The following is a 23,308-nucleotide window of genomic DNA, read 5'->3' on the forward strand; positions in this document are numbered from 1 at the left end:
ATCCGATCGCTTAGTTGGCGCCGTAGATGTCGAAATCGAAGTACTTCTTGGTGATTTCGTCGTATTTGCCGTTGGCGCGAACGGCTGCAATTGCGGCGTTGAGCTTCGTCTTGAGGTCGGTGTCTTCCTTGCGCAGACCGCCGGCAACGCCGGCTCCGAGAACGTCCTTGTCGTCGACGACATCACCCATCTTCGCGCAGCAATCCATACCGGCTTCGCTCTTCAGGAAAGCGTCGAGCGCCAGCGAATCTCCAAAGACGTAGTCGACGCGACCAGCCAGGAGATCCTGGAACGCCTCGTCGAGTGTCTGATAGGTCTTTTCGTCGGCGATGTTGGCGAAGTACTTCTTGTAGTATTCCGATTGAACGGTCGATACCTGGATGCCGATCGTCTTGCCCTTCACGTCGTCAGCCGTGGCGCCTTGCTTCTGGTCCTTGGGGCCGATCAGCGTGCTTGGAGTGTTGTAGTACTTGTCGGTGAAATCGATGACCTTCGAGCGCTCCGAGGTGTTGGCCATCGAAGACCAGATCACATCGAATTTCTTGCTCTGAAGTGCCGGAATAAGGCCATCCCAGGAGAGTTCGACGACCGAGCATTCTTCTTTCATCTGCTCGCAAACGGCGTTCATCATGTCGATTTCCCAGCCCTGCCATTTGCCGGAAGCATCCTTCGCGAAGAATGGCGGGTAGGACTCGTTCATGATGCCGAAACGAACCTCGGCCTGTGCCGTCAGGGAAGAGAGGGTCAGTCCAAACCCGGCAAGCAAAATCGAAAACAATCTCATAGAAAGAATTCTCCTGGCAAAGTTGTGTGTGAATGGATGATGGTCAGGAATGAACCGTTCGCGTGAATTCCCGGCAGCGGGAGCTCAGCGGCGCGTCAAAGATCTGTTGCGGAGGGCCTTCCTCCTCGATACGCCCTTCATGTAGGAAGAGGACATGGTTTGAGACATCGCGAGCAAAGCGCATTTCGTGCGTGACCAGCAGCATGGTCCTGCCCTCATCGGCGAGGTCGCGGATAACCTTGAGCACCTCACCAACGAGCTCGGGATCAAGGGCCGACGTCGGCTCGTCGAAGAGCATGACCGCCGGGTCGATGCATAGAGCGCGGGCAATTGCTGTTCTCTGCTGTTGGCCACCGGAAAGAAAAGCCGGATAAGCATCGCGCTTGTCGTAAAGGCCGACCTTGCTGAGCAGCGCATCCGCTTTCTCGGTCGCCTCGCGGCGGGAGATGCCCAGAACATGCACCGGCGCTTCGATGACGTTTTCGAGAACGGTCATATGGGCCCATAGATTGAAGCTCTGGAAGACCATGCCCAGCCCGCTTCGAATCCGCTCAACCTGCCGCCAGCTCTTGGGCTGCATCTGTCCCTGGCGCGATCGCCTCAGGGCAACTTCCTCGCCATTCACGATGACGCGGCCGCGATCGGGCATTTCAAGCAGGTTTATGCATCGCAAGAACGTGCTTTTGCCCGAGCCAGACGAGCCGATGATGGAAATCACGTCGCCTTGGTTGGCTGTGGTTGAAACGCCCTTGAGGACTTGGTGTGACCCAAAGCTCTTGTGGAGTTCTTCCACGTGAAGCGCTTGGGAAGACAGCTCTGTCATACATAGTTCCGTTAAATAGAATTCGCGGAGAATATCGCGTGCCTACGCTGATTTTGCGCGCATTTTTCGGCCAATTTGCGTATAAAATGCAAAAATGTGTTCTGCATGCATGTTTTGTGTGAGAACGAAGATGTCGTCGGCTTATGCCGGTCGTTACCAAGAGGATGGGAATGGAAAGCCTGGATCGTTTTGATCGCGATATTCTCGACATCGTGCAGCGCAATTGCCAGCTCACGGCCGAAGCGATCGCCGAAGAGGTGGGGCTGTCGACGTCAGCTGTTCAGCGGCGTCTGAAACGCCTGCGCGAAGACGGTGTCATAAAGGCGGAAATTGCCGTCGTGGACCGGAAGTCAACGGGGACACCGATGGTGTTCATCGTTGGCATGGAGATCGAGCGCGACAATTACGACGCGCTCGCCAAATTTCGTGCCTGGGCGGAAAAGCAGGAGCACATCCAGCAGGTCTACTATGTCACCGGCGCCGTCGATCTTATCGCGATCGTAACCGCGCGGGATGTCGAGCACTATGACGATATCGCCGCGATGATCATGGCGGAGAACCCTCAAATTCGACGGATGCACACCAACGTGGTGCTGCGAGATGTGAAGCTCGGGCTTTTCGTTCCATTGGCTGATGGTGGCAATACGGATCGGTAAGGGATCGAAGCTGCGGAACACTTTCGAACGAGCCGTCTGCCCGGGAGGTTGTGCCAACCTTGGCCGAAGACGCCGCTTTCGCCTAGCCGTGACGGTTCATGTCACTTACCACCCAGCGAAAGAACACAAACGCGCTCACAGCAATCCAGAACAGCGGCGAAATATTATCGAGCATCATGCTCATCTCCTATCGAAAATCCGACACTGTCCAGAAAACACACGAGCGTTTTCCAGGTTGTTAAAACCAGCGTCCCGATGTTTCAAAACAAGAAAGACGATAAACGGTGAGTTAAACGGCCGATTTGATTGGCGGATGACGCCTACTACTGATCGGGCCGCTGCGATTTCTTCTCCGCAACTCAGAGTTTGAGCATCCGCGATCCGAGTAGGTGCGCTGATGGTTGTACCCGCGATCAACCAATCCAGGCGAAGACGTCGGTCGGTCTTCCGACGCCCTTGAGCGAGAACGTGCCCACGGGCCGGAAGCCATCTGATGCCTGGGCGGCGAAGACGGCGGAGGCCAGAAGGCTATGCCCGACGGTATCGGCAAGGGTCTCGATCCGGGCCGCTTCGTTGACGGCACTGCCGATCGCCGTAAAGTCGAGGCGACGGGAGGCGCCGACATTGCCGTAGAAGACCTCGCCCACATGCAGGGCGATGTCGATCTCTATCGCAGGGTCTCCGCGTTCGATACGGTTTTGGTTGAGTTCTTCGGTCGCCCGCATCCCACTCTTTGCGGCAGCCAATGCTCGCCCGCAGGCGTCCGCTACGTCAGCGGTATCGACTGGGAAGATCGCAAGGACGCTATCGCCCATGAACTTCAAAACCTCTCCGCCATGCGCTTCCACTGGATTGACGATGGCCTCGAGGCTCTCGTTCAGCCATGAAACGATCGTTCCGGGCGGCCATGCCTCATTGAGCGAGGTGAAGCTCTTCAAATCCGCAAACAGGATGGCCGAGTAGATCGCATCGCCGCCGCCGCGTCGTGTCTCGCCGCTCAAGATGCGTCCGCTTGTCCGTGTGCCAGTGTAGACGGCGAGCGTGTCGATGGCGACACGCATGGCGGCGATCCGACTGCAGACGAGCCCTAACGCGGGCGTGATCCTGTCGATCGCCACAAGCTGCTCGGTCGTAAAGCCATCCGCGCCATCGACGGCAAATGAAATGCCGACACCCTGAAGTGCAGTCTCACCCGGAAAGGGGACGAGCTTCATGAGGTAATCGGTTGCACCTAGGCTCGCCAGTTCATCGAACAGTGGAAAGGATGGCGTGCCGGTGGATTCCGGCAGCCGCCAGCGACCATGCAGCAAGCTGTTGGACAGGAGATAGAATATCGGTGATCGCTCGAACATGTCTTGTCCCGCTTCGCCATGCCCCTGTACTTCGGTCGACAGGGCGGTGTCCCGCAACCATACGACCGCGAAGCCCCGCTGCATCGGATCGATCGACGGCATGGCGATCGACACGCGCACCAGGGGATAGCCCAGCGCGAGAAGCTTCTCGACAAGCCTTTCAAGGATAGCGTCGATGCCATTGACGGATAGTCCCTCGGCGATCAGCCAGTCGATCAAACCGTCGGTTTCGCCGTACTCCCTGCCCGTCATCCTTCACTCCTTCATTCTCTGGGGACTCGAGAACGCGGTAGCAAGCATATTCCCGCGTCGGAACTGGTCGCAAGCCCACTTGGTAACGCCCCAACATCTGGAGTTCCGATTTCCAACCGGCTCCAGAGTGGACCGACCTAGCATGTCTCGTTTGCGACGCTCAGATGTCGCGACAGAGAACGCTGATGCAACCTGACGAGGAGTATATGCGAGGTGTCTTATGAAATAACCCTGAGCAGGGTGGAAGCAAGTCCTTGTCGCTCAGGGGATGGACTGAAGCAACTCTCCGGCCGAACTGGATTTTATAATCATGAGTTGCTAATATTCAGAAGTATTGGCTGTCGTTGCTTCAAGCGTCTGGGGCGTGATGCATATGGACTCGCATTCCATCATCAGTCAAATCTACGAGGCGTCGACAAACGAACTCGACTGGGTTTCGTTGCGCAAGACCCTATTCGAATATTTGGATGCTGAAGCCGGCACATTTCGTTTTCGGGATGCCGATGGCCGATCGACGAACGTCTTTCAGACGTCCGAGCTGGGCGAAGATCCGTACAGCAATTATTATCTGCAGATCGATCCAATCCGGTCGGCAATATCGAAGTTGGAGCCGGCTGTCGCTGGCGCAGAAACCGTTGTATTCGTCGATGAGGTGGTCGATGCCAATCTCTATCGTCGCTCCGAGTTCTACCAGGATTTCGCTCGGCTGAATGGTCGGGAGCATATGCTGATCGGGCTGATCGGCGACAGCGATCACACGATCATGAGTTTCTTTCGGGAAGGAAGAGCTTTCGGAACGAACGAGCGCAGGGCGCTCGCGCATCTTCTGCCGCATGTGAGACGTGGATTGCAGCTGCGCCGCAAGATGTATCGATCCGAGCTTCAATCCCGCCTGACTTACGCGGCCTTTGAAGCGTTGCCCGGAAATGCGCTTGTGGTCGACGGGAACTGCAACGTGCTGTTCGCAAACGCCTCGGCCATGAAGTTCCTCGCATGCCGCGGCCTGCCGATATCAATGTCACGAATGTCATCTGGGGTTGGCACGCGTCTGGTCGTCGAAAGAGGCGAGGGATCGCGCTTTCGGCAGATCGTTCAGAACGCCGCGCAAGGCGGAAGCGGCGGCGCCATGAGGATTGAGTTCGACGCACCGGAACGCGATCGCATCGGGCAGCTGGCGGTCTTCGCATCGCCGCTTCCGGCACAAGAATCGCCTGTCGGCACACCCGTTCTCATTCTGATCAACGACCTCTCGCAACCGCGTTCGGCGCCTCCGTGTGTCTTCAGCGAACTGTTCGGCTTGAGTGCCGCGGAAGGCGCCGTCGCCGCCGCTCTGCTCGGCGGACAGACGGCTGAGGTGGTTGCCCGGGATCGCGACGTCTCGCTGGACACCGTGCGCACGCAGATCCGTACGGTGCTGCGCAAGACCGATGCCGCCAACCTCCGTGATTTCGAACGCATTGGCGCTCTTTTGGGAGCCTTCGCTCACTAGGTCACGATCCCTACCCGCCATCACCAGTTCTGAGGATGCGCCCTCAAGCAGGTCGCCTTACGAAAACGTCCGACATCATCGATCCGGCAAAGTTCGCTGGATCCTCGACTGCAACGGTCGTTCTACGGAGGCGTTCATGATTGCCCAGCTTGTCAGGATTATCCTCACCAACCTTCCGGCCTTTCTTTGTATCGCCGCCATCGTGTGTCCGATTTTCCTGCAGGGCGATCAGCCCTGGGCCCGTCGATACCTATCTTTCGTCCTGTTGCTGGCTGTGGGAATCGACGGGTTGTGGGCGGGAATTTTCCACGTGTTTTTCCCGTCGATCGCATCCGCGCAGATCGGCTGACAACAGAGCCCTTTCGAGTTTGAAGTCGGTATAGCCGACCTTGCACTTGGTCTGACAGCCGTACTCGCCTTCCGACGTAGCCTCGCCTTTCAAAGCGCGGTCGCGATCTACGCCATCATATTCTATAGCGGTGTCACCATCGGCCACTTGGTTCAGGCATTTCGAGCTGCCGACTATGCCGCAGACAATTTCGGGCTGTTGCTCGTCCTGACGATCGCGCTTGCGGTTCTGCTGTGGGCATTGCATTGGCGCTCGATCAACTCGGCTACACCCTGCCTTGCCGCGGTTTCTTTATGATCCTTCTCGTTCCGGCATCAAGCGCGATCTTGGACAGCGCTCGGCTGGCCAGGATCTTGGGATGGCAAAACGTCCAGACGCTTTCCCGCCTGATCGCCGGAGCGGTCTTCGCGCTCATCGGGATTCTTATGTCGCTGCGGATGAACACCGGCCTGATATTGCCGGCACTCGTCATCGCGCTTGGTGTTGCAACAATGGTGCGATCAGTCGCCAAAGTGCTTTGACGATCGCGCCTTGTCTTTTCGGGATGGCAGTCAGATTCATTTGACCTCCGTGCAGGTCAATGTGGGCGCTGCGCTATCGCCTGCCGTAGTGTCATACAGGTTTGCCGAGGGACCTTTGGTCCACCAGACATATTTTCCCGCAGCATAGCGTGCGCCTGAACCTGAGAGCACCGAGACGAAGATGGTCGGCTGCGGCTGGCTCGGCAAGGGAACGATCGCAAGGAAGTTCGGGTCGGCATTGACGTAGACGACGGCCAGACGACCGGCTGCGCCGCAGTCGTAACTGACCCGCTTACGCTCGATCTTGTCTTTGCTTTGAAGCGGAACCGTGCCGTTCTCGGCGAGGGCCGGCAGGGCCATCAGCGACGAGAGGGTCAGGGAAATCGCAGTGGCGATGCATTTCATTCTTCATCCTCCAATGATCAGACGTCGTTCCGTCGGGAGAAACGAAATAATCCGCTGTTGTCTCGCCGGCATACCCAGAAGTGGTGATGCGTAGCTCGATCGACATCGGGTATCCCCACGCCATCGATCGCAGAGGAAACGGGGCCGCGGTTGGCCTGGCTCACTCCTGTAGGCGATAGGCCTATGGCGGCGCCGCACGCTCGTCGACCAGAACCGCATCAGATGATCTCGGCAGTCCGGTGACCTCTAATCGATCCCGACGCCAAGGTCCGGAGTATCGCTCACTGCTTGATGAAAACCACAAGGAATGAAGATGAAAACGAAAGTAGTATTTATCGTCGGAATGGCTGCCCTTGCTGTTCCGTCGCTTGCCGCATCGGCGCCCTTCGTGCCGGAAATCCACGAGCCTACCACTATCACCCTAGTTGCTGGCGGATGCGGGCCCTACGCATGGCGCGGCCCGTGGGGCGGTTGCCGAAGCACGCCCTATTTCGGTCGTTTGCCCAACGGCTACTATCAGGAACGCGCTGTCGCCAGCAACGGCTGCCCGACCGGCTATTGGCGCGGCCCTTGGGGCCATTGCCGCGACACGCCCTACCATGGCCGCCTGCCGAACGGCAGCTGGAAATAAGCCCCCAGTCTCCGCCCTCGACCACCATCCCTTATGTTGAAAAGGAAAGATGAAATGTCCGAGTTCATAGTTTCTCGTCGAAATGTCCTCGCAACTGCGGGCGTCGCGCTTGCAGCAGGGTCGGTTGCCGCCATGGCGTCCTCGCCTGCCTTGGCCGAGCAAGGCAACATGGAAGCCGCTTTGCGGCAGCTTCAAAACGCACTCAACGCCCTGCATCGCGCGACGCCGAACAAGGGCGGCCACAAGGAGCGCGCAGCCGAGCTCGTGGAACAGGCGATGGCCGAAGTGCAGGCCGGTATCGACTATGCCGCCACTCACGGCGGCGGCTAATCGCCTTCAAACCAACCCCATCTGTAAGGATTTCGACAATGACAAGCATGAATACGCTCGGCTTCCTCGTTGCCGGTTCGGTGGCGATTCTTGCGGGAGCGGCCTTTGCGCAGGATACGGCCAAGGCCTCGCCGCACGTGCCACTCCAAAAGACGGTCGGTCAGGTTAGTCAGCAGGCGCCGGTTGCTTCGCTCCTCGTCGTCAATGCCGATGGCGCCAAGCTCGAAGGGGACAAGCTTGTCCTAAGTGGTGTTTCGACCAATGCAATCGTCTTCGCCGATCGACCCGTTCGCGCTGCCGGTCATGTCACGACTGCGGAGATCGTCAAGCAGTGGGCGGAAGGTCTGGATAGTTTCGACAAGGATCCTCCGAACGCAACCGTTTCGGTCCTAGGCGGTTCGGATGTTCGCGACGCGGTTGTGACGCTCAAGTCACCGAAGCTCGACGGCACGACGCTGACGTTCGACGTGACGGTGCTGGAAGGGAGCCTTACGGACGCCAACGGGCCGGCCGCCTTGTTCATCGATCACTGGCGCGGCTGGAACAATGCCGGCTGGTATGCGCTCGGTGCGGCCTCTGGTGCTGCTCTTGGCGCGGAGTTTGCGGGCCCCCGCTATGCCGCCCCCTATTATCCGCCACCATACTATCCGCCGGTGGCTTCCAACCCTTGCCCTCCTGGCTACTGGCTCGGACCATGGGGGCATTGCCGGGATACGCCATACCACGGTCGTCTTCCCGACGGTCAATGGCAGTAACATCGGATGATGGGGCGGAGGAAATTCCGCCCCGTTCGCCTTGATCAAGTAGGGCTGATCGTGAATTTAAATACCGTCGGCAGATTGCTGGCCAGCAGGAGACAAGGAGCAATCACATGCCGACTTCGGTCCTCATTTCCGGCGCAGGTCCGGTTGGTCTGACGTTGGCGCTCGAACTTAGCCGTTTCGGTGTGCCCCGTAGAACTATCGACAAGTCTGCCTCACGCACCGACAAGTCAAAGGCCCTGGCGGTTTGGAGCCGGAGCCTCGAATTGCTGGACAGATCTGGGGCCGCGTCCGCCCTGATCGAAGCCGGGCGCAAGATGCACGCCGTCAAGATCATGTCCGGCAGGAAGACCATAGTGCGGGTGAGCTTTGATGGACTCGCTTCGCCATTCCCATTCGTTTTGATGATTCCGCAATCTGAGACGGAGCGCGTGCTTGAGGAAAAGCTCGAAGCTCTCGGAGGCAACGTTGAGTTTGTCGATCTCGTCGATGACGGCAAGACGGTGACGAGCACCGTTGTTCACCCGGATGGTCGCAAGGAACTGATCGTTTCAGATTGGCTGGCCGGATGCGACGGAGCGCACTCGCCTATCCGCCATCAGCTGGGCATGCCGTTCGAAGGCGACACGGTTCCGGGAACCTTCCTGCTGGCCGATGTCCATGTGTCCGGCTTCGACATGCAGGAAGACGAGTTTCCGATCTTCTGGCACAAGAGCGGCATCGTCGCCTTCTTTCCCATCGCAACCGGTCGCTACCGTGTGATCGCCGACATGGGCGCGGAACCGCAGCGCGGCCTGACACTCGAAGATGTCCAGGCGATCGTCGATCAACGCGGACCGGGTGGTCTGGTCGTAAGCGATTGCGTCTGGCTTGCGCCATTCACAATCAACGAGCGGAAGGTGAGGGACTTCCGGGCGGGCAGGGTGTTCCTCGCCGGCGACGCTGCTCACATCCAAAGTCCGGCAGGCGGACAGGGCATGAACACGGGCATCCAGGACGCGGTCAATCTTGCCTGGAAACTAGCCATGGTTATCAAGGATAGAGCCGATCCCGAGCTTCTTCTCGACAGTTACAGCATAGAGCGCAGTGCGAACGCAACGCAGGTTTTAAAGGATTCCGGGCGAATGCTGCGCGTCGGCATGATGCAGAATGTCGCGGGTCAAGCGATGAGGGATTTTCTGATCCGAAAGCTGTTTGGCCTCTCCTTCGTCAACCACAGAGCCGCGGATCGTCTATCAGAGCTGGCCGTTGCTTATGACCAGAGTCCTCTGAACGGGCCGGAGATGAAAGGCCTCGGCTTCCCAAGTCCCGGTCACCGGATGGCGGGTTTCGGTACCTTCGGAAGCAACGGCGCCCGCTTCTCGCTCATTGCCGCAGATCCGGCAGACGTGGCCGTTCGTCTGAAAGACTACATGCACCTGATCGATGGGGATATTCGCAGCCCATCCGCTCTGGACGGAATGTGTCTCGTAAGGCCAGATGGCTATGTGGCCTTGACTACGCATCGCGACGGTTGGGAGGACCTGACAGCATTTCTCGGTCGCGTTTCAGGCGCATAACCAGACCGCCATTTTTTTTGGCTGCCAGACTTCACATCGAGCAGAGGAGATCCCGCCTAGGAGACGCGATCCTGCATCGTCGCTTCCGGGCGATGTCGTATCACGTGCTGGATTTCAAAGAGATGCCTGATCTTCGCGGTGAGTGTCGAGGGATGGCTGTTTTCCGACAGCATCTCTTCGCCAAACAGATGTTTCTCCGAGTCAATTCGCCGGGAGAGCAGTACGCCCAACTCGTCCGCGAGCGAAGGCCGCTGGCGCATGACTGCTGCCAATTGTTCCTTTGCGATCTCATAGGCCACGACGAAGGTGAGCGCTTTGATATTTCCAGGCTCGAGCGCGCCCATGAGGACCCCACGCTCTCCGAAGAGGTCGCCCGGAGCGAGCCTTGTCAGCTCGATATGCTCGCCATGCGCTTCCCGCTCCACGACTGCAACGCCGCTGCGAACGACCATAAGCGATAACAATGACGTGTCTTGCGCGGCGATCACGGTCCCCTTTCGGAAGGTCTGCCGCTTCATACTCGCGGCCAATGTCTCCTTCTCCTCTTCCGTTAGTGTCGCAAACAGCGGAACGGTGTTGACCAGCCGCCATGCAGAACCCGGATGCTTCAAAAGCAGTCCATCCTGACCGGCGTTGAGATCGATTGGCGTATCGCCAGCTGGTGGTGACAGCTGAAGACCGCTCGCTTTCAGGTGCCTGAACACGAGATCGTAAATCTCGTTCTTCACCCGGGATATTCGACCGATGTCGCTCACTCGAAACGACAGCTCGGCCTCGATGCCATTGCCATCCAAGGCAACGATGGTCACGGAAGGGGCCGGCTCCTTGAGGATCAGGTTGCTGCTCAGCAGCACTTCTCGCATCGTCTCCTCGATCGCCGACGGCGGCCTCGTGGGCAGGACGCGTACCCTGATCTCAACGCCGTGAGCCTTGTCCGGGCTGGTGAGATTTGTAAGACGTCGCTTGGCGAGGGTGCTGTTCGGAACGATTATGACGTCGTTCGCATTGTTCAGAAGATGGGTAGAGCGCCAGTTGGTCTCGACGACCCGGCCCTGCACGCCGTCATCGAGAACGATCCAGTCGCCCACGGTGTACGGTCTGCCGAGATTTAATGCGACGCCTGAGAAAACGTCGTTCAGCGTACTCTGAAGAGCAAGGCCGAGGACGATCGCGAAGACGCCGGAGGTGGCGATCAGTGTGCCGACAGGCACGCTGAAAACGTAGGCGATGACGGAAAGTCCGGCTCCAAGATAGATGACGCCGACAACAAGATCCTGAATCAGGCGGCCTTCGCGTGGCTTTCTTTCGAGAATAAGAAAAAGCCGCACTGAACTGACGAGCACCATGGCGCCGCCAATCCACCAGACGGATTTGGCAAGACCGACAAAGATGCGCCAGGAAAGCTCTTCCGCGGTTGTGTCTGGAGCGTATGGCTCAATCCCATGCGAGAGAAGAACGATGGTCAAAAGGCCGAAGAACGCCATGTTCGCGACCAGTCGCAGGGTCGGATTTTTGCCGAAAATCAATCTCGCCACTGCGCTCAGAACAACTAGCGAGACGAACTGAAAGATGGGGTTTCCAAGAATTTCCGAGGACATGGTCCATCCCATAGCGCGGCGAGGTCCAGTTTTATAACTGGTCGGGAGTGATCATGGAATGGCTCGCTCCTAAATGCGCTCCAACGTTGCCAGCGGTCGAAAGCGCCGGGAATCACAGATGCTTCGCAACAGGCACCGCGAGCGCGTTCGATTTCCTTGGGTGCCATCGACAATTACTGCCGGCCAACCGTGATTAAACCACCGAAGCTTACCGGCGGCCGTCGCGAGCGCTTTCTGCGACCAAGGTGCGAATACGCCCAGTCACGACAGGATCAACAGGGTTGTAGACGACCAAATTGAGATCCGGCCTGCCATCGACCGCGAATCCTGAGTATTCGAGCTCGATGTCGCCCAGGATCGGGTGCTTGAGGCGCTTGGTCCCTTCTCCATGGGACACTATTTCGTTCTCCCGCCAGAGAGCGGCGAACTCCGGGCTGGCGCGGCAGAGATCCTCGACCAGCTCCGCGATTTCGGAAGTGGCGCCGGCACGGGCCGCGTCGGCACGAAACGAGCCGACGACGAACCGGGCCATGGCCTCCCAATCATGTTGAACGTTGCGTATGGTCGGATTGCAGAACAAGAGGCGCAGAATGTTGCGATCGCCCGGCGCGAGCTGGCTGTAGTCGGTCATGACAACGGTCGCAGCCTTGTTCCAGGCGACGATATCCCAGGCAGCGGTTCGTACCAGAGCCGGGCTTGCATCGAGTGTGTCGATCAACCGTTGCAGGCGCGGACTGATACCCTCGACGGAACGATAGCGAACCTCCGGGGGGCGACCGAGGCCGAGCATGAAAAGGTGCTCGCGCTCGGGTTCTGTCAGCATCAGGCCGTTTGCGATCCGGTTCAGGACGTCGGCGGAAGGCGCACCGCCTCGGCCCTGTTCCAGCCAGGTGTACCAGGTGGGGCTGATATTGGCGCGTTGCGCGACTTCCTCCCGTCGGAGCCCCGGGGTACGGCGGCGCCCTGACAATCCGAAGGTCGCCGGATCCAACCGTGTGCGCCGGTCTCGAAGGAACATGCCAAGGGGATTGCGGTCGGTCGTCATGGTCTTACCTGTTGGCCATTATAATAGGATAATCTAACTACTTTAACACCATAAACGATAGCGCAATAGTCAGGTCCTTATCAACAAGGAGACATCCTTATGCGCATCTTCCTGACTGGAGCGACCGGCTTTATCGGATCAGCCATCGTGCCTGAGTTGCTGAAGGCCGGTCATCACGTCATCGGTATGACCCGCTCGGACAGCGGAGCGAAAGCACTTGAAGCTGCCGGCGTCGAAGCGCATCGCGGCACGCTGGAGGAACCGGAAAGCCTCAGCCGCGGCGCCGAGAAGGCCGATGCCGTGATCCACACCGCTTTCGACCATGATTTCTCCCGCTTCGTCGAGAACTGCCAGAAAGACGTCCGGGCGATCGCGGCACTTGGCGAGGTATTGAAGGGATCAAGCCGCCCGTTGCTCATCACTTCAGGCACGGGCCTTGGCAATGCGGTTCTGGGAGGACCGGCAAGAGAGGACGTCTGCAATTTCGAGCATCCCAATCCGCGTGTCGCATCCGAACTGGCGGGCAATGCGCTCCTCGAGGCCGGCGTGAATGTCGGGGTGGTCCGACTTCCGCAGGTCCACAACACGATAAAGCAGGGTCTGATCTCGCCCTTGATTGCCATTGCCCGAGACAAGGGCGCGTCTGCCTATGTGGGCGAAGGACATAACCGCTTCCCGGCAGGCCATCTGAGCGATGTGGCGCTCCTCTATCGGCTGGCGATTGAAAGGGCGGAACCCGGCGCTCGCTATAACGCGGTCGGAGAGGAGGGGATTTCATCCCGTGTTATCGCCGAGGCGCTCGGTCGAGGGCTCAAATTGCCGGTGGTCTCGATCGCACCGGAAAAAGCTGCGGATCATTTTGGCTGGATGGCGATGTTCATGGGGTTGGATTTTCCGGCCTCCAGCGCCATCACGCGTCGGGTCCTCGGATGGAACCCCTCGGGACCGGGCCTGATCGCAGATCTCGACGCAATGAATTACGATAGCCTGGCGGCATAGATATCAATGCCACGGGACAGGTTCCTGCCGGTCGGCACTGTCGATTGCGATGGTCCTGTCGCCCTGCGTCTCCCGGCAGCGGTCCACGGTGCCGGGCGATCGCCTTATTAATTCTTCGTCGGGATCGATCCGGTCGCCATCGGCTCGGCTGCGTGATTGCCGAATGGATTGATTGCGACCAGCACCGCCAGAACGAACGCGGCGGACCAGAGTCGGACCAAAGACACTCTCATAGATGCCCCCTGAGCACGGAACGCAATATTAATCCGCGCCGGGGTGTCATGCCAAAGAATGGTGAAGGAAGCCTAAACCCGGCTATCCCAAAATGCGGCTTCGCGGTGCGTCCAGCCTTTCTGAGGAAATAGGCTTGGACAGTATTCGTTGAGATTGCGCACGCCGCCGCCCGTTGTGATGGGCGACGGCGTTTGTTTGCTTGCGCCGATGTTTCGGTTGATCGCTCAGTGTGGCGACAATCCACTCGCCAGTCTCACGAGGCGCAGGAACTCGCCACGATAGCCGAACGCGTCGGTGCCGCGTGCGTTTTCGGCGAGAGCTGTTACGGCTTCGTACGAAAAGTCGGTGAGCGCCGGGTCGCCCCGCAATTTCTGGCCGAACGCAGCAACCGCGGTCGAGAAGCGGACATCGACCGGTGCCTTGTCGATCGATGCTACGTCGTTGGCATCGGTTATCGGCAGGCTGATCAGCGCGCTCTTGTTCTCATCCGGCTTCTTGTAACGAATCTTGAGGAATGCCAGTTCATCACCAGTCTTCGGCGCCTGTGCGGCCGGTACGCTCTCCTCGCTCCCGTAGCGGAGATCGTCGGTAAGCACCGCGGGACTGCCTTTCGGCGTAATCTCGTAAATCGCGGTGACGCTGTGGCCGGAGCCGATATCGCCGGCATCAACCCGATCGTTGTTGAAATCCTCTCGTTTCAGCGCCCGCGTTTCGTAGCCGACAAGGCGATATTCGGCGACTCGAGCCGGATTGAATTCCATCTGGAACTTTACGTCTTTGGCGATCGGAAAGAGGGCTGCGCTTGCCTCTTGCACCAGCGTCTTTTCCGCTTCGGCAAGCGTATCGATATAGGCCGCCGTGCCATTGCCGTTCTGTGCGAGGGCCTGCATCAGGCCGTCGTTGAGATTGCCGCGGCCGAAACCCAGCACCGACAGGGAAATACCGGTCTTGCGCTCGTTTTCGATCAGGGCCTTCAGATCGTCGTCGCTCGACGGGCCGACGTTAAAGTCGCCGTCCGTTGCGAGCATCACGCGATTGACGCCCTCTTTGACGAAGGCCGATTTCGCTAGGTCGTACGCTGCCTGAATGCCAGCCGCGCCCGCTGTCGATCCGCCAGGCTGCAGGCCGTCGATCGCCGCCAGGATCTTGCGCTTGTCCGAAGCGCTGGTTGGCTCGAGCACGGTTCCGGCGTTGCCGGCATAGGTAACGATCGATACCTTGTCTTCTGGTCGCAGCTTATCAACGAGCAGCCGGAAAGCGCTCTTCAGGAGCGGCAGCTTGTCTGTCTCATCCATCGATCCGGAAACGTCGATGAGGAAAACAAGATTGGCCGGCGGCGCTTGCGCGGGAGCAAGGTCGTATCCCTTGATAGCAACATGCAACAGCTCGGTTCCCGCATTCCAGGGCGTCGGCATCACGGTCACCGTGGCCTTGAAAGGCTGATCGGCAGTGTCAGCCGCCGCCCAGTCATACGGGAAGTAGTTGATCATCTCTTCGGTCCGCACAGATGCCGGCGAGGGTAGTTCGCCAGCCATCAGCGCGCGGCGAACGAAGGAATAGGAAGCGGTATCGACGTCTGCCGAGAAGGTGGAAACCGGTTCCGCAGCGACCGATTTCACGCCGCTCACCTGGCTCTCGGGAAATCGCTCGTCACTTTCGGTATCCGCGATGCGTTGGCGATCCATGTCCTTTAGACTGGGAGGTGTGGGAACCGCTTGCGCGACGCTCCGTTTCGCGCCCAGCGCTGCCGGGGCATCCTTGCTGAGCAGTCCGGAAATCTGATCGGTATTGAAATCGGAGGTCCTGCTTTGTGGAGCCGGCGACGCCGCAGGCTCGGCATATTGAGCAGGAGTCTCAGTCTCCACGTTCGCGGGTGAAGTTGGCTTCGGCAGCGGTTTCACGGCGAGATCCTGCACAGCGCCTGCGGGTGTCTCGGCAATACCGCCACCAGAAGGATTGTTACGGCTCAGCTCGATCGCGACGAAGCCGGCGGCCGGCACCAGCAGCAGGGTGGCAATAGCTGAGCTGGCGAGAAATTTCCTGTTCATGGCAGTGCTCCAAACACGGTTGAGGATGGAGCTTGGACGCGGGCTTTCTTCTATTCCTTGGGCGAGCGTGGCCGTTTTTTCCGTGGCGTCAAACGACTGCAATGCTGCGCTAAGAGCGCGAGCACGCGCTTCTTCGGTCGGCGCCGGCGCCTTCAGGCGCGAGAGGGCTGCGAGTTGCTTGTCCATTTTTATACCTCCTGCCTGCCGAAAACTGTTCGCAACCGCTTGCGGGCCTCGTGGACGTGCCATGAGACGGTGGATTCCGAACACCCCATGATGTCGGCCGCTTGCGAATGGCTGAGGCCCTCGCCGTAGATGAGCAGCACCGCGTCGCATTGCTTATCGGGCAGGGCACGAACGGCGACCCAGACTTCAGCGGAGAGATCATCGTCCGATACGCCGGCTGTCGTCGGTTCGGATGCAAAGGCGGTCATCCGGCTTACTTCCCTGGATACCTTGCGGCGATGGTCCCGCGCTGCGTTGAGCGTCAGCGTGTAAAGCCAGGTTCGAAACCGGCTCGCTCCGTGAAAGCCAAGGATCGCGGCTCCGAGCTTGATGCAGACATCCTGGGAAATATCCTCCGCATCCGCCGCATCCGCCGCATTCCCGCACCAACGCCAGGCGACGGCGTGGATGAAATCATAGTTGGCCTCGACGAGCCGCGCGAAGGCATTCCTGTCTCCGGCTCTGGCCTGCTCGATCAGTTGCGCGTCCAATTCCCTACCCGCTTTTAGCCGCTTCCTTGGTGAGACGTTCCTCGCTTCGAAATCCTTGGGTCAGGCAGCGTATTTTTTCACCGGCTTGCAACAGGATGTCCAGCGTAGCTTTCGCAACGGTTCTAGCTAACGCTCGGACGCTGGCGCTTTTGGGGAGTTGGGCGATCTGAAAAAGCCCTCAAAAGCTGCGCATCGCTTGACGATGGCAACTGAAATGTCGATGGAAATGGGAAATTCTTGCATAGTGTTCGGTCAGCTTACAGCTAAGACCGCACCAAGAGGGGAGGGCGGCATAGGGCAGCAATGACCAGCCCTATGCATCCGTCATCGTTGCTTTCAGCGCGAGGCGACGACCATCTTGCAGAGCTTGGTCAAGCTTGCTTCATAGCCGCCCGAGCGCAAGACGTCCTTGCATTTCACCTTGGCCTTCGCGCGGTCCTCGTCGGTCATGTCGTTGATCGCGGCGATTGTTCTCGGGTTGCCGATCGTGGCACCATTGTCCGATCCGCCGGAACTGCCCGAGCCCGGTCCGGTACCGGTCGCGGCCGTGGTGGCGGGGATTCCGAGCATCAGATTCAGGAGGGTGTTTCCACCGGTTCCGACATTGACCCCCGCCGTTGCCAATCGCGAGCCGCCGACATCGGCGTCGACGTCAGCGTTCACGCCGTTCGATCCGCCTATGGTTGCGTTCGCGTTTGCTGTTGCGAGGCTGCTTCCTCCGACATTCGCATCCACGTCGGCGTTCACACCGCTGGAGCCGCCGATGCTTGCCGTGGTGTTTACATTCAGACCGCCGGAGTTGCTGCTGCCGCCGACTGTCGTGTTGCTGTTGATGCCGCTGGAGCCGCCGACCGAAGCATTGACGCCGAGCCCGCCGTTTGACGTTCCGCCGACGTTGGCGTTTACGCCGCTTGCTCCGCCAACAGACACACCGAGGCCACCGCTACTGTTGCTTCCGACGCTGATGCCATTCTGTCCGCCGATATCGAGCGCATTTGCCGGTGCAGGCAATATCAGTGCCATGCAACCAAGCGCTACCGCAGCGGCTGCCGTTTCGTATCTCATTTGATCCTCCATAGCTTGTCGCCGGAACCCAATGTTCCGATGTAACGACGGAGGGCGCGCACTCCTTTGATCGCCAGGCGTTACCGAGAGTCGATTTGTCGACCGCCGACCAACTGCACAAGGAACACATCGGCAAGATCTAATGTTCCCGCAGAATACGCGTATAGGTTAATTATTTTCAGTAATTCTGTGCCGAAATGATCCGCTATGATTGAATTTAGCGTGGCAATCGCGCGTTTCGCCGCTCTCGCCGGCAGCGGATGCCGAGCTAGGCACAAAAACAAACGCCCGCCAGGGATGACGAGCGCTGAAAATCCTGATTAAGGCAGCAAGATTAGCGAGCTGTGGCTCTTGCGATGTATTCGATATCGCCACGGGCAATACCGAGGTCGTTGAGTTCGCGGTTGCTCATGCGGCCAAGCTCAGAGACCGTCTGACGGTACTTGCGCCAATTGTTGAAAGAGCGTGCTACGTTCATGATAATCCCCTTTCCTCGGGTTTTCGAAAGTCAGCTGCCAGTCCTTGGCGCTTCGTTCCTTTCGATGACGCTGATATAAGCTGAGACCTCGGGAGTTTGTAGCGCCAAGACATGATCCCAGCTATGCTATCGGCGCATATCGCTTTCGGCTTCCCGCCGACATAGCAGCGTCTACCTCAATGATCGTTTTCCGGGCCCTGAAAAGAAAAAAGCCTCGGCAAATCCGAGGCTCGAGTTTGGCCCCACCGGGGAAATGTGATGGGGTGCGTGCCTTTTACGTCAGCTGCAGTGTCGCGAACAGACCAGAAATCGTCGTTCTGGTACGGTTTGGCGTGATTATTGTTGCCGCTCGGGATGGGAGAGGCTTTCCGCCCCCAGACGATCTTAGACGCTCTCCGAGACATGGATGTTGAACGGCAGGAATGTCTGGCTGGAAATCTGCTCCGTAGGCTCGCGAACCGAAGTGACCATGAGCTCGACCAGTTCGGTGCAGAGCGGTCCGATCGGCGTCCCGACGACCATGGTCACGATATCGTCGGTCAGGGCTGCGCGGGACTCCGGCGTGAGTTCGTTGACAACGATCGCCAGCTTTCCAGCCGTGCCCTCTTCGCGAAGGGCTGTGATGGCTCCTTCCATGCCGCCACCGGAGACGTAAAAACCAACCAGATCGGGGTGTTCCTTCAGCAGATTGATCGTTGCCTCATGGGTGATCTCGACCGTCTCCAGATTGATAACGGTTTCGACGAGCTCGAATTGCGGCGCATTCTCGCGAAAAAAGGATCGAAAGCCGATCTCGCGAAGCTCGTGGCCGTGGTATCGGTGGCTACCGACGAAGCAGGCGACCTTGCCGCCGCGGCGGTTGGCGGTTCGCGAGATGAACCAGGCCGCCGTTCGGCCGACCTTGCTGTTGTTCAGGCCGATGTAACCACGCCGCACGCCTCCGGCGAGGTCCGACAGTATTGAAAATACCGGAATTCCTCGCTCGCGAAGTTCTTCCACGGCAGTAGCGACAACTGGGTAATCGGGGCCGACCATCGCGATCGCCTGGTTGCGATTTGCGAGAGTGTACAATTTCTCCACAATCGCGGCGGGGGTCGCAGATGTCGCAAATTCTATCTGTGGGATGATTTTCGCCTCGGCGTTTCCTGCCGAGGCCGCCTCGATCTCCTTGGAGAGTGACTGATAAAAGGATTGGTTGGGGCGCTGCAGCAGAAACCCAAGGCGGCAGCTTGGGCGATCCTGAAACACCCGCTGCTTGAGCAATGAAACCGCATGATATCCAAGCGATTCCGCGGCCTCGTAAACACGCCGGGCCGTCTCCTCCCTAACTGCATGGCGGCCATTCAGCACGCGATCGACGGTTGCCAAGCTCACTCCCGAAACGTCCGCCAGATCGCGAATTGTTGGTCGCCGTGCCATGGTCGCCTTTGCAAGAATTACATCATTTCGACACGTGCCGAATGATAGGATTTGATACAATCCATCAAGGCTGCATTGTGGCTCCGGCAAAGTCAACTTAATCTCCTCGCATGACCAGTTAGGTCGGGGAGGAGACAATGGTGGTGGCTAGCACAGCAAAGCGTGACTACAGCCTGCTTGGCGAGAGTGGTCGCAGAGCGGTGGAGACGGGTCTTGCGGCTGCGGATTGGTATCACACCGATGTGTCGCGCAAGGAGATGAAGGCATTGATGCAGCGCTCGGATGCGCCTGCGATCAAGGACACAATCATCTGGCTGGGCAGCATGGTACTTTTCGGCGGCCTGGGTGCCTATTTCTGGGGCTCGTGGATCTGTGTGCCCTTCTTCCTCGCATATGGCGTCCTCTACGGCTCAGCCTCGGACAGCCGTTGGCATGAGTGCGGCCATGGGACGGCCTTCAAGACTCGCTGGATGAACGATGCGGTCTACCAGATCGCTTGCTTCATGATCATGCGCAATCCGGTTACCTGGCGCTGGAGCCACACGCGCCACCACACGGATACCGTCATTGTCGGCCGTGACCCGGAGATCGCGGTCATGCGTCCGCCGGACCTGCTACGCCTGGTCCTGAATTTCTTCGGCTTTCTCGATGTCTATCACGCCCTGATCGATATGTTCCGGAACGCGTTCGGTGTGCTCAGCGCTGCTGAAAAGACATTCGTGCCTGAAATGGAGCAAGGGAAGGTCATTGTCGTCGCCCGCATATGGCTTGCCATCTACGTCGCAACGGCCATCCTCGCCTATGTTCTCGGCTCTTTCTTGCCGTTCATGCTGATTGGACTGCCCAGAATCTATGGTGCCTGGCATCATGTTCTCACCGGGCTGCTGCAGCATGGCGGACTGGCTGACAACGTGATCGATCACCGGCTGAACAGCCGCACGGTCTACATGAACCCGGTCAGCCGCTTCATCTATTGGAACATGAACTATCATGTCGAACATCACATGTTCCCGATGGTGCCGTATCACGCTCTGCCGAGGCTGCACGCAATGATCAAGCATGATCTGCCGGCGCCCAATCCTTCGATGTGGTCGGGATACAGGGAAATGATACCGGCCTTCCTGCGCCAGCTTCGTTACGAGGACCACTTTCTCAAGCGCGAACTGCCGGCAACGGCGAGACCCTATCGCGAAGAGCTTCACGCCGAACTGGCGCCTGCAGCACAATAATCAGATCTAGCTCGGGAGGAAAACATGAGCGGAAACTGGATCGAAGTCTGTGCAACCGATGATATCGACGAAGAGGACGTCATTCGGTTTGATCACGATGGCAAGACCTTTGCGGTCTATCGCAGCCCGGATGACCAATTCTTCGCGACCGATGGTCTGTGCACGCATGAGCGCATCCATCTGGCCGACGGCCTTGTGATGGACGACATCATCGAATGTCCGAAGCACAACGGGCGCTTCAGCTACAAGACCGGTGAGGCCAAGGGTGCACCCGTCTGCGTCGACCTGAAAACCTATCCTGTCAAAGTCGAAGGCGGCGCCGTTTTTATCGCGGTGTAGGAGGGCGCCATGTCTCACTTCGTCATTATCGGAGCCGGCGAATGCGGCGCCCGCGCCGCATTCGCGCTTCGGGAAAAAGGCTTCCAGGGCAAGGTGACGCTTGTTGGCACGGAACCGTTCGCGCCATACGAACGCCCGCCGCTCTCGAAGTCCAGCCTATCGGAAATGCAGGAACCGAAATTCGTTGCTCCGAAGGAAAAATACGAGCAGTCAGGCATCGAACTGCTGACCGGCGTGGATGCGCTCGCCATCGATCTTGAAAGGAAGTCGGTCTCCTTGTCGAGCGGACAGGAGATTGCATATGACAAGCTGCTGATCGCGACGGGTGCCAGCGCCCGCCGCTTGCCCGGGTTGCCTGTTCAAAGCCGTCATATCATGTCTCTCCGGACGCACCACGACGCAGTCGCGATCCGCCGCTATCTCGAGCCGGGCAAGCAGGTCCTGATTATCGGCGGTGGGTTTATCGGCCTGGAGGTCGCGGCAACAGCCAGATCGCTCGGGGCTCAGGCGACGCTTGTCGAGGGTCTGGAGCGGGTGCTGAAGCGGGGCGTGCCGCAGGAGATCGCGGAGGTCATTTCTGCGCGGCACACGTTGGAAGGTGTTGCCCTCAGATGCGGCGTCGCAATCGCCAGGGTCGAGGAGAGCGATACGGGCGTCACGGTCGAACTCGCGACCGGGGAGACCTTATACGCGGACCTAGTCTTGGTTGGCATCGGTGCTTCGCCCAACACCGAACTCGCGGAACGCTCGGGCCTCGCCATCGAAAATGGCATTGCCGTCGACCAATATCTGCAGACATCGGCGGCCGATGTCTATGCGGCGGGGGACTGCTGCTCGTTTCCTCTGGGGCTTTACGGCGGCCGGAGGATTCGCTTGGAATCCTGGCGCAACGCGCAGGAGCAAGGCACTCTCGCGGCAGCAAGCATGATGGGCATCGGCCGGCCGATCTCGTCCGTGCCGTGGTTCTGGTCGGATCAATACGATCTGACGCTTCAGATCGCCGGCCTTGCCGAAGGCGCGGTAACGCATCTGCGCCGGGAGATCGGCGAGGGGTCGTTCATCGTCTTTCATCTCGACGCAGACGGCAGATTGCTTGCGGCGAGCGGTGTCGGCCCCGGCAATTCCGTCGCTCGCGATATCCGGCTTGCGGAAATGCTGATCGCCGCCCGGGCCTGCCCGGATCCTGCTGCGCTGGTTGCGCCTGATGTCAAGCTCAAGTCTCTCCTGGCAGCGTAGCTGCCTAGCATTCTGAGGATTCGAATATGAAGAAGCCGAACCGGCCCACCGTGGCCGATCTCCTTGCCATGAAGGGGAAACGTCAGCTCAGCATGCTACGCGTTACGACCCTTGAAGAAGCCGAAGCCGCGGAGGCCGCCGGGATCGATCTCATCTCGGTCCCGTTTGAGCTGATCTACGACCCTCGGTTTCGCGACGCCGCACCCGGCCGCTTCACCATCCCTGGCGGCGAGTATGGACAGATCGGTGCGACGACCGACGAAATCTTGCGCTCGGCCGTGAAGCTGCGCGCGGCGTCCGCAGACGCAATCTACTGCGCCGCTGGCCTGCCGACGATCAGGCGCTTGCGCGAGGAGTATATTCCAGTCTGCGGACACACCGGGCTCATTCCATCCCATGCGACTTGGACCGGCGGCTTCAAGGCCGTCGGGAAGACCGCGGAGACGGCTGACTATGTCCTGCGACAGGTCAAGGATCTTGAGGCGGCGGGGGCGTTCAGCGCCGAAATCGAAGTGGTTCCGGCAGAGGTGGCAACCGCAATCTCGGCGCGAACCTCCATGCTGTTGCTTTCGATGGGTGCCGGCGCCGGTTGCGATGCGCAGTATCTTTTTGCCGATGACGTGCTTGGCATGAATCGCGGTCATTATCCGCGACACGCGAAGGTCTATCGCGATCTCGCCGCCGAGTTCGACCGCATCCAGCGCGAGCGGACGGCCGCGTTCGCGGAATTTGCAGACGACGTCAGGACCGGCGCCTATCCGGAGGCACGCCATACCGTCGCGATCGACGAACAGGAACTTGCAAAATTCCTCGATGGTCTGGACAACAAGCGAAATGCCTAGCTTGAGACGTCAGGGGAGGGAGCCCCACACCATGAATAAATACGTTCTAACGGTAACCTGCCCATCGACGCGCGGGATTGTTGCGGCGATTTCGAACTATCTGGCCGACCAGGGCTGCAACATCACCGATTCCTCGCAGTTCGACGAT

At 59.0% G+C, this 23,308-nt stretch carries 25 protein-coding genes and 1 pseudogene; 14 read left to right on the plus strand and 12 right to left on the minus strand.

What is annotated here, in order from left to right:
* Positions 1 to 10 precede the first annotated feature (10 nt).
* Entirely contained in the window at positions 11 to 784 is a 774-nt protein-coding gene (locus ASE04_RS06805; protein ID WP_056814019.1) for a transporter substrate-binding domain-containing protein, read from the minus strand.
* Positions 785 to 827: 43 nt separating this feature from the next.
* Positions 828 to 1,607, minus strand: coding sequence for an ABC transporter ATP-binding protein (locus ASE04_RS06810; protein ID WP_056814021.1), 780 nt, complete (start codon positions 1,605 to 1,607; stop codon positions 828 to 830).
* A 170-nt stretch (positions 1,608 to 1,777) separates the two neighbouring features.
* On the opposite strand from ASE04_RS06810, the gene ASE04_RS06815 reads away from it, so the two are divergent.
* Positions 1,778 to 2,263: an Lrp/AsnC family transcriptional regulator gene (locus tag ASE04_RS06815; protein WP_056814109.1), complete on the plus strand. Its 486-nt coding sequence runs from the start codon at positions 1,778 to 1,780 to the stop codon at positions 2,261 to 2,263.
* Positions 2,264 to 2,676: 413 nt separating this feature from the next.
* On the opposite strand, the gene ASE04_RS06820 is transcribed toward ASE04_RS06815, so the two are convergent.
* Positions 2,677 to 3,867 (minus strand): adenylate/guanylate cyclase domain-containing protein, encoded by a 1,191-nt coding sequence (locus ASE04_RS06820; protein WP_056814024.1) that lies wholly within the window; start codon positions 3,865 to 3,867, stop codon positions 2,677 to 2,679.
* 373 nt (positions 3,868 to 4,240) lie between these two features.
* Here ASE04_RS06820 and ASE04_RS06825 point away from each other — a divergent pair, with 373 nt between their 5' ends.
* From ASE04_RS06825 to ASE04_RS06835, 3 genes and pseudogenes are all read left to right on the plus strand, one after another.
* Positions 4,241 to 5,356, plus strand: a complete 1,116-nt coding sequence (locus ASE04_RS06825) for a helix-turn-helix transcriptional regulator (protein WP_156408716.1) — start codon at positions 4,241 to 4,243, stop codon at positions 5,354 to 5,356.
* 136 nt (positions 5,357 to 5,492) lie between these two features.
* Positions 5,493 to 6,002 (plus strand): annotated as a pseudogene (locus tag ASE04_RS32025) (DUF6790 family protein).
* Positions 5,951 to 6,226: a hypothetical protein gene (locus ASE04_RS06835; protein WP_156408717.1), complete on the plus strand. Its 276-nt coding sequence runs from the start codon at positions 5,951 to 5,953 to the stop codon at positions 6,224 to 6,226. The pseudogene ASE04_RS32025 and the gene ASE04_RS06835 overlap by 52 nt, the downstream one beginning before the upstream one ends.
* Before the next feature lie 36 nt (positions 6,227 to 6,262).
* Here the strand turns inward: ASE04_RS06835 and ASE04_RS06840 are convergent, their stop codons facing one another.
* The gene (locus ASE04_RS06840) at positions 6,263 to 6,631 is read right to left on the minus strand and encodes an MliC family protein (RefSeq protein WP_056814037.1); all 369 of its coding nucleotides are present in this window, start codon (positions 6,629 to 6,631) and stop codon (positions 6,263 to 6,265) included.
* A gap of 313 nt (positions 6,632 to 6,944) precedes the next feature.
* Here ASE04_RS06840 and ASE04_RS06845 point away from each other — a divergent pair, with 313 nt between their 5' ends.
* The 4 genes from ASE04_RS06845 to ASE04_RS06860 all read left to right on the plus strand — a co-directional run bounded on the left by ASE04_RS06845 (position 6,945) and on the right by ASE04_RS06860 (position 9,912).
* A complete protein-coding gene (locus tag ASE04_RS06845; protein WP_200960691.1) occupies positions 6,945 to 7,262 on the plus strand; it encodes a GCG_CRPN prefix-to-repeats domain-containing protein in 318 nt (105 codons plus the stop codon).
* Positions 7,263 to 7,316: 54 nt separating this feature from the next.
* Positions 7,317 to 7,592, plus strand: coding sequence for a hypothetical protein (locus ASE04_RS06850; protein ID WP_056814040.1), 276 nt, complete (start codon positions 7,317 to 7,319; stop codon positions 7,590 to 7,592).
* A 38-nt stretch (positions 7,593 to 7,630) separates the two neighbouring features.
* A complete protein-coding gene (locus tag ASE04_RS06855; RefSeq protein WP_082597275.1) occupies positions 7,631 to 8,347 on the plus strand; it encodes a hypothetical protein in 717 nt (238 codons plus the stop codon).
* A gap of 116 nt (positions 8,348 to 8,463) precedes the next feature.
* Positions 8,464 to 9,912 carry an FAD-dependent monooxygenase gene (locus ASE04_RS06860; RefSeq protein WP_056814043.1) on the plus strand — a complete coding sequence of 483 codons (1,449 nt, stop codon included), beginning with the start codon at positions 8,464 to 8,466 and terminating at the stop codon, positions 9,910 to 9,912.
* Positions 9,913 to 9,968: 56 nt separating this feature from the next.
* Here ASE04_RS06860 and ASE04_RS06865 read toward each other — a convergent pair whose 3' ends face one another.
* A complete protein-coding gene (locus ASE04_RS06865) occupies positions 9,969 to 11,510 on the minus strand; it encodes a mechanosensitive ion channel family protein (RefSeq protein ID WP_056814048.1) in 1,542 nt (513 codons plus the stop codon).
* Positions 11,511 to 11,718: 208 nt separating this feature from the next.
* Positions 11,719 to 12,555 carry a helix-turn-helix transcriptional regulator gene (locus ASE04_RS06870; protein ID WP_056814050.1) on the minus strand — a complete coding sequence of 279 codons (837 nt, stop codon included), beginning with the start codon at positions 12,553 to 12,555 and terminating at the stop codon, positions 11,719 to 11,721.
* A 99-nt stretch (positions 12,556 to 12,654) separates the two neighbouring features.
* Here ASE04_RS06870 and ASE04_RS06875 point away from each other — a divergent pair, with 99 nt between their 5' ends.
* A complete protein-coding gene (locus ASE04_RS06875) occupies positions 12,655 to 13,554 on the plus strand; it encodes an SDR family oxidoreductase (protein WP_056814055.1) in 900 nt (299 codons plus the stop codon).
* Positions 13,555 to 13,661: 107 nt separating this feature from the next.
* Here ASE04_RS06875 and ASE04_RS31890 read toward each other — a convergent pair whose 3' ends face one another.
* The 6 genes from ASE04_RS31890 to ASE04_RS06895 form a co-directional block, all read right to left on the minus strand.
* Positions 13,662 to 13,787 (minus strand): hypothetical protein, encoded by a 126-nt coding sequence (locus ASE04_RS31890; protein ID WP_274533867.1) that lies wholly within the window; start codon positions 13,785 to 13,787, stop codon positions 13,662 to 13,664.
* 225 nt (positions 13,788 to 14,012) lie between these two features.
* On the minus strand, positions 14,013 to 16,022 hold the full coding sequence (locus ASE04_RS06880) for a vWA domain-containing protein (protein ID WP_244490357.1): 2,010 nt from the start codon (positions 16,020 to 16,022) through the stop codon (positions 14,013 to 14,015).
* Positions 16,023 to 16,024: 2 nt separating this feature from the next.
* Positions 16,025 to 16,552 (minus strand): RNA polymerase sigma factor, encoded by a 528-nt coding sequence (locus ASE04_RS06885; protein WP_056814058.1) that lies wholly within the window; start codon positions 16,550 to 16,552, stop codon positions 16,025 to 16,027.
* Positions 16,553 to 16,888: 336 nt separating this feature from the next.
* Complete coding sequence (locus ASE04_RS06890; protein WP_056814060.1) at positions 16,889 to 17,617, minus strand: hypothetical protein; 729 nt, start codon at positions 17,615 to 17,617, stop codon at positions 16,889 to 16,891.
* A 334-nt stretch (positions 17,618 to 17,951) separates the two neighbouring features.
* Positions 17,952 to 18,095, minus strand: coding sequence for a DUF1127 domain-containing protein (locus tag ASE04_RS29860; RefSeq protein WP_082597276.1), 144 nt, complete (start codon positions 18,093 to 18,095; stop codon positions 17,952 to 17,954).
* Positions 18,096 to 18,479: 384 nt separating this feature from the next.
* Entirely contained in the window at positions 18,480 to 19,514 is a 1,035-nt protein-coding gene (locus ASE04_RS06895) for a LacI family DNA-binding transcriptional regulator (RefSeq protein ID WP_056814063.1), read from the minus strand.
* 143 nt (positions 19,515 to 19,657) lie between these two features.
* Between ASE04_RS06895 and ASE04_RS06900 the strand changes: the two genes are divergently transcribed.
* The 5 genes from ASE04_RS06900 to ASE04_RS30580 form a co-directional block, all read left to right on the plus strand.
* On the plus strand, positions 19,658 to 20,743 hold the full coding sequence (locus ASE04_RS06900) for a fatty acid desaturase family protein (protein WP_443216849.1): 1,086 nt from the start codon (positions 19,658 to 19,660) through the stop codon (positions 20,741 to 20,743).
* Positions 20,744 to 20,767: 24 nt separating this feature from the next.
* Positions 20,768 to 21,082 carry a MocE family 2Fe-2S type ferredoxin gene (locus tag ASE04_RS06905; RefSeq protein ID WP_056814067.1) on the plus strand — a complete coding sequence of 105 codons (315 nt, stop codon included), beginning with the start codon at positions 20,768 to 20,770 and terminating at the stop codon, positions 21,080 to 21,082.
* A gap of 9 nt (positions 21,083 to 21,091) precedes the next feature.
* Positions 21,092 to 22,318, plus strand: coding sequence for an NAD(P)/FAD-dependent oxidoreductase (locus ASE04_RS06910; RefSeq protein WP_056814069.1), 1,227 nt, complete (start codon positions 21,092 to 21,094; stop codon positions 22,316 to 22,318).
* A gap of 26 nt (positions 22,319 to 22,344) precedes the next feature.
* Positions 22,345 to 23,160 carry a 3-methyl-2-oxobutanoate hydroxymethyltransferase gene (locus ASE04_RS06915; protein WP_056814071.1) on the plus strand — a complete coding sequence of 272 codons (816 nt, stop codon included), beginning with the start codon at positions 22,345 to 22,347 and terminating at the stop codon, positions 23,158 to 23,160.
* A gap of 31 nt (positions 23,161 to 23,191) precedes the next feature.
* A partial coding sequence (locus tag ASE04_RS30580) for an ACT domain-containing protein (protein ID WP_156408718.1) occupies positions 23,192 to 23,308 on the plus strand: 117 nt, incomplete at its 3' end.

Source organism: Rhizobium sp. Root708, assembly GCF_001429725.1.
Classification (GTDB): Bacteria; Pseudomonadota; Alphaproteobacteria; order Rhizobiales; family Rhizobiaceae; genus Rhizobium.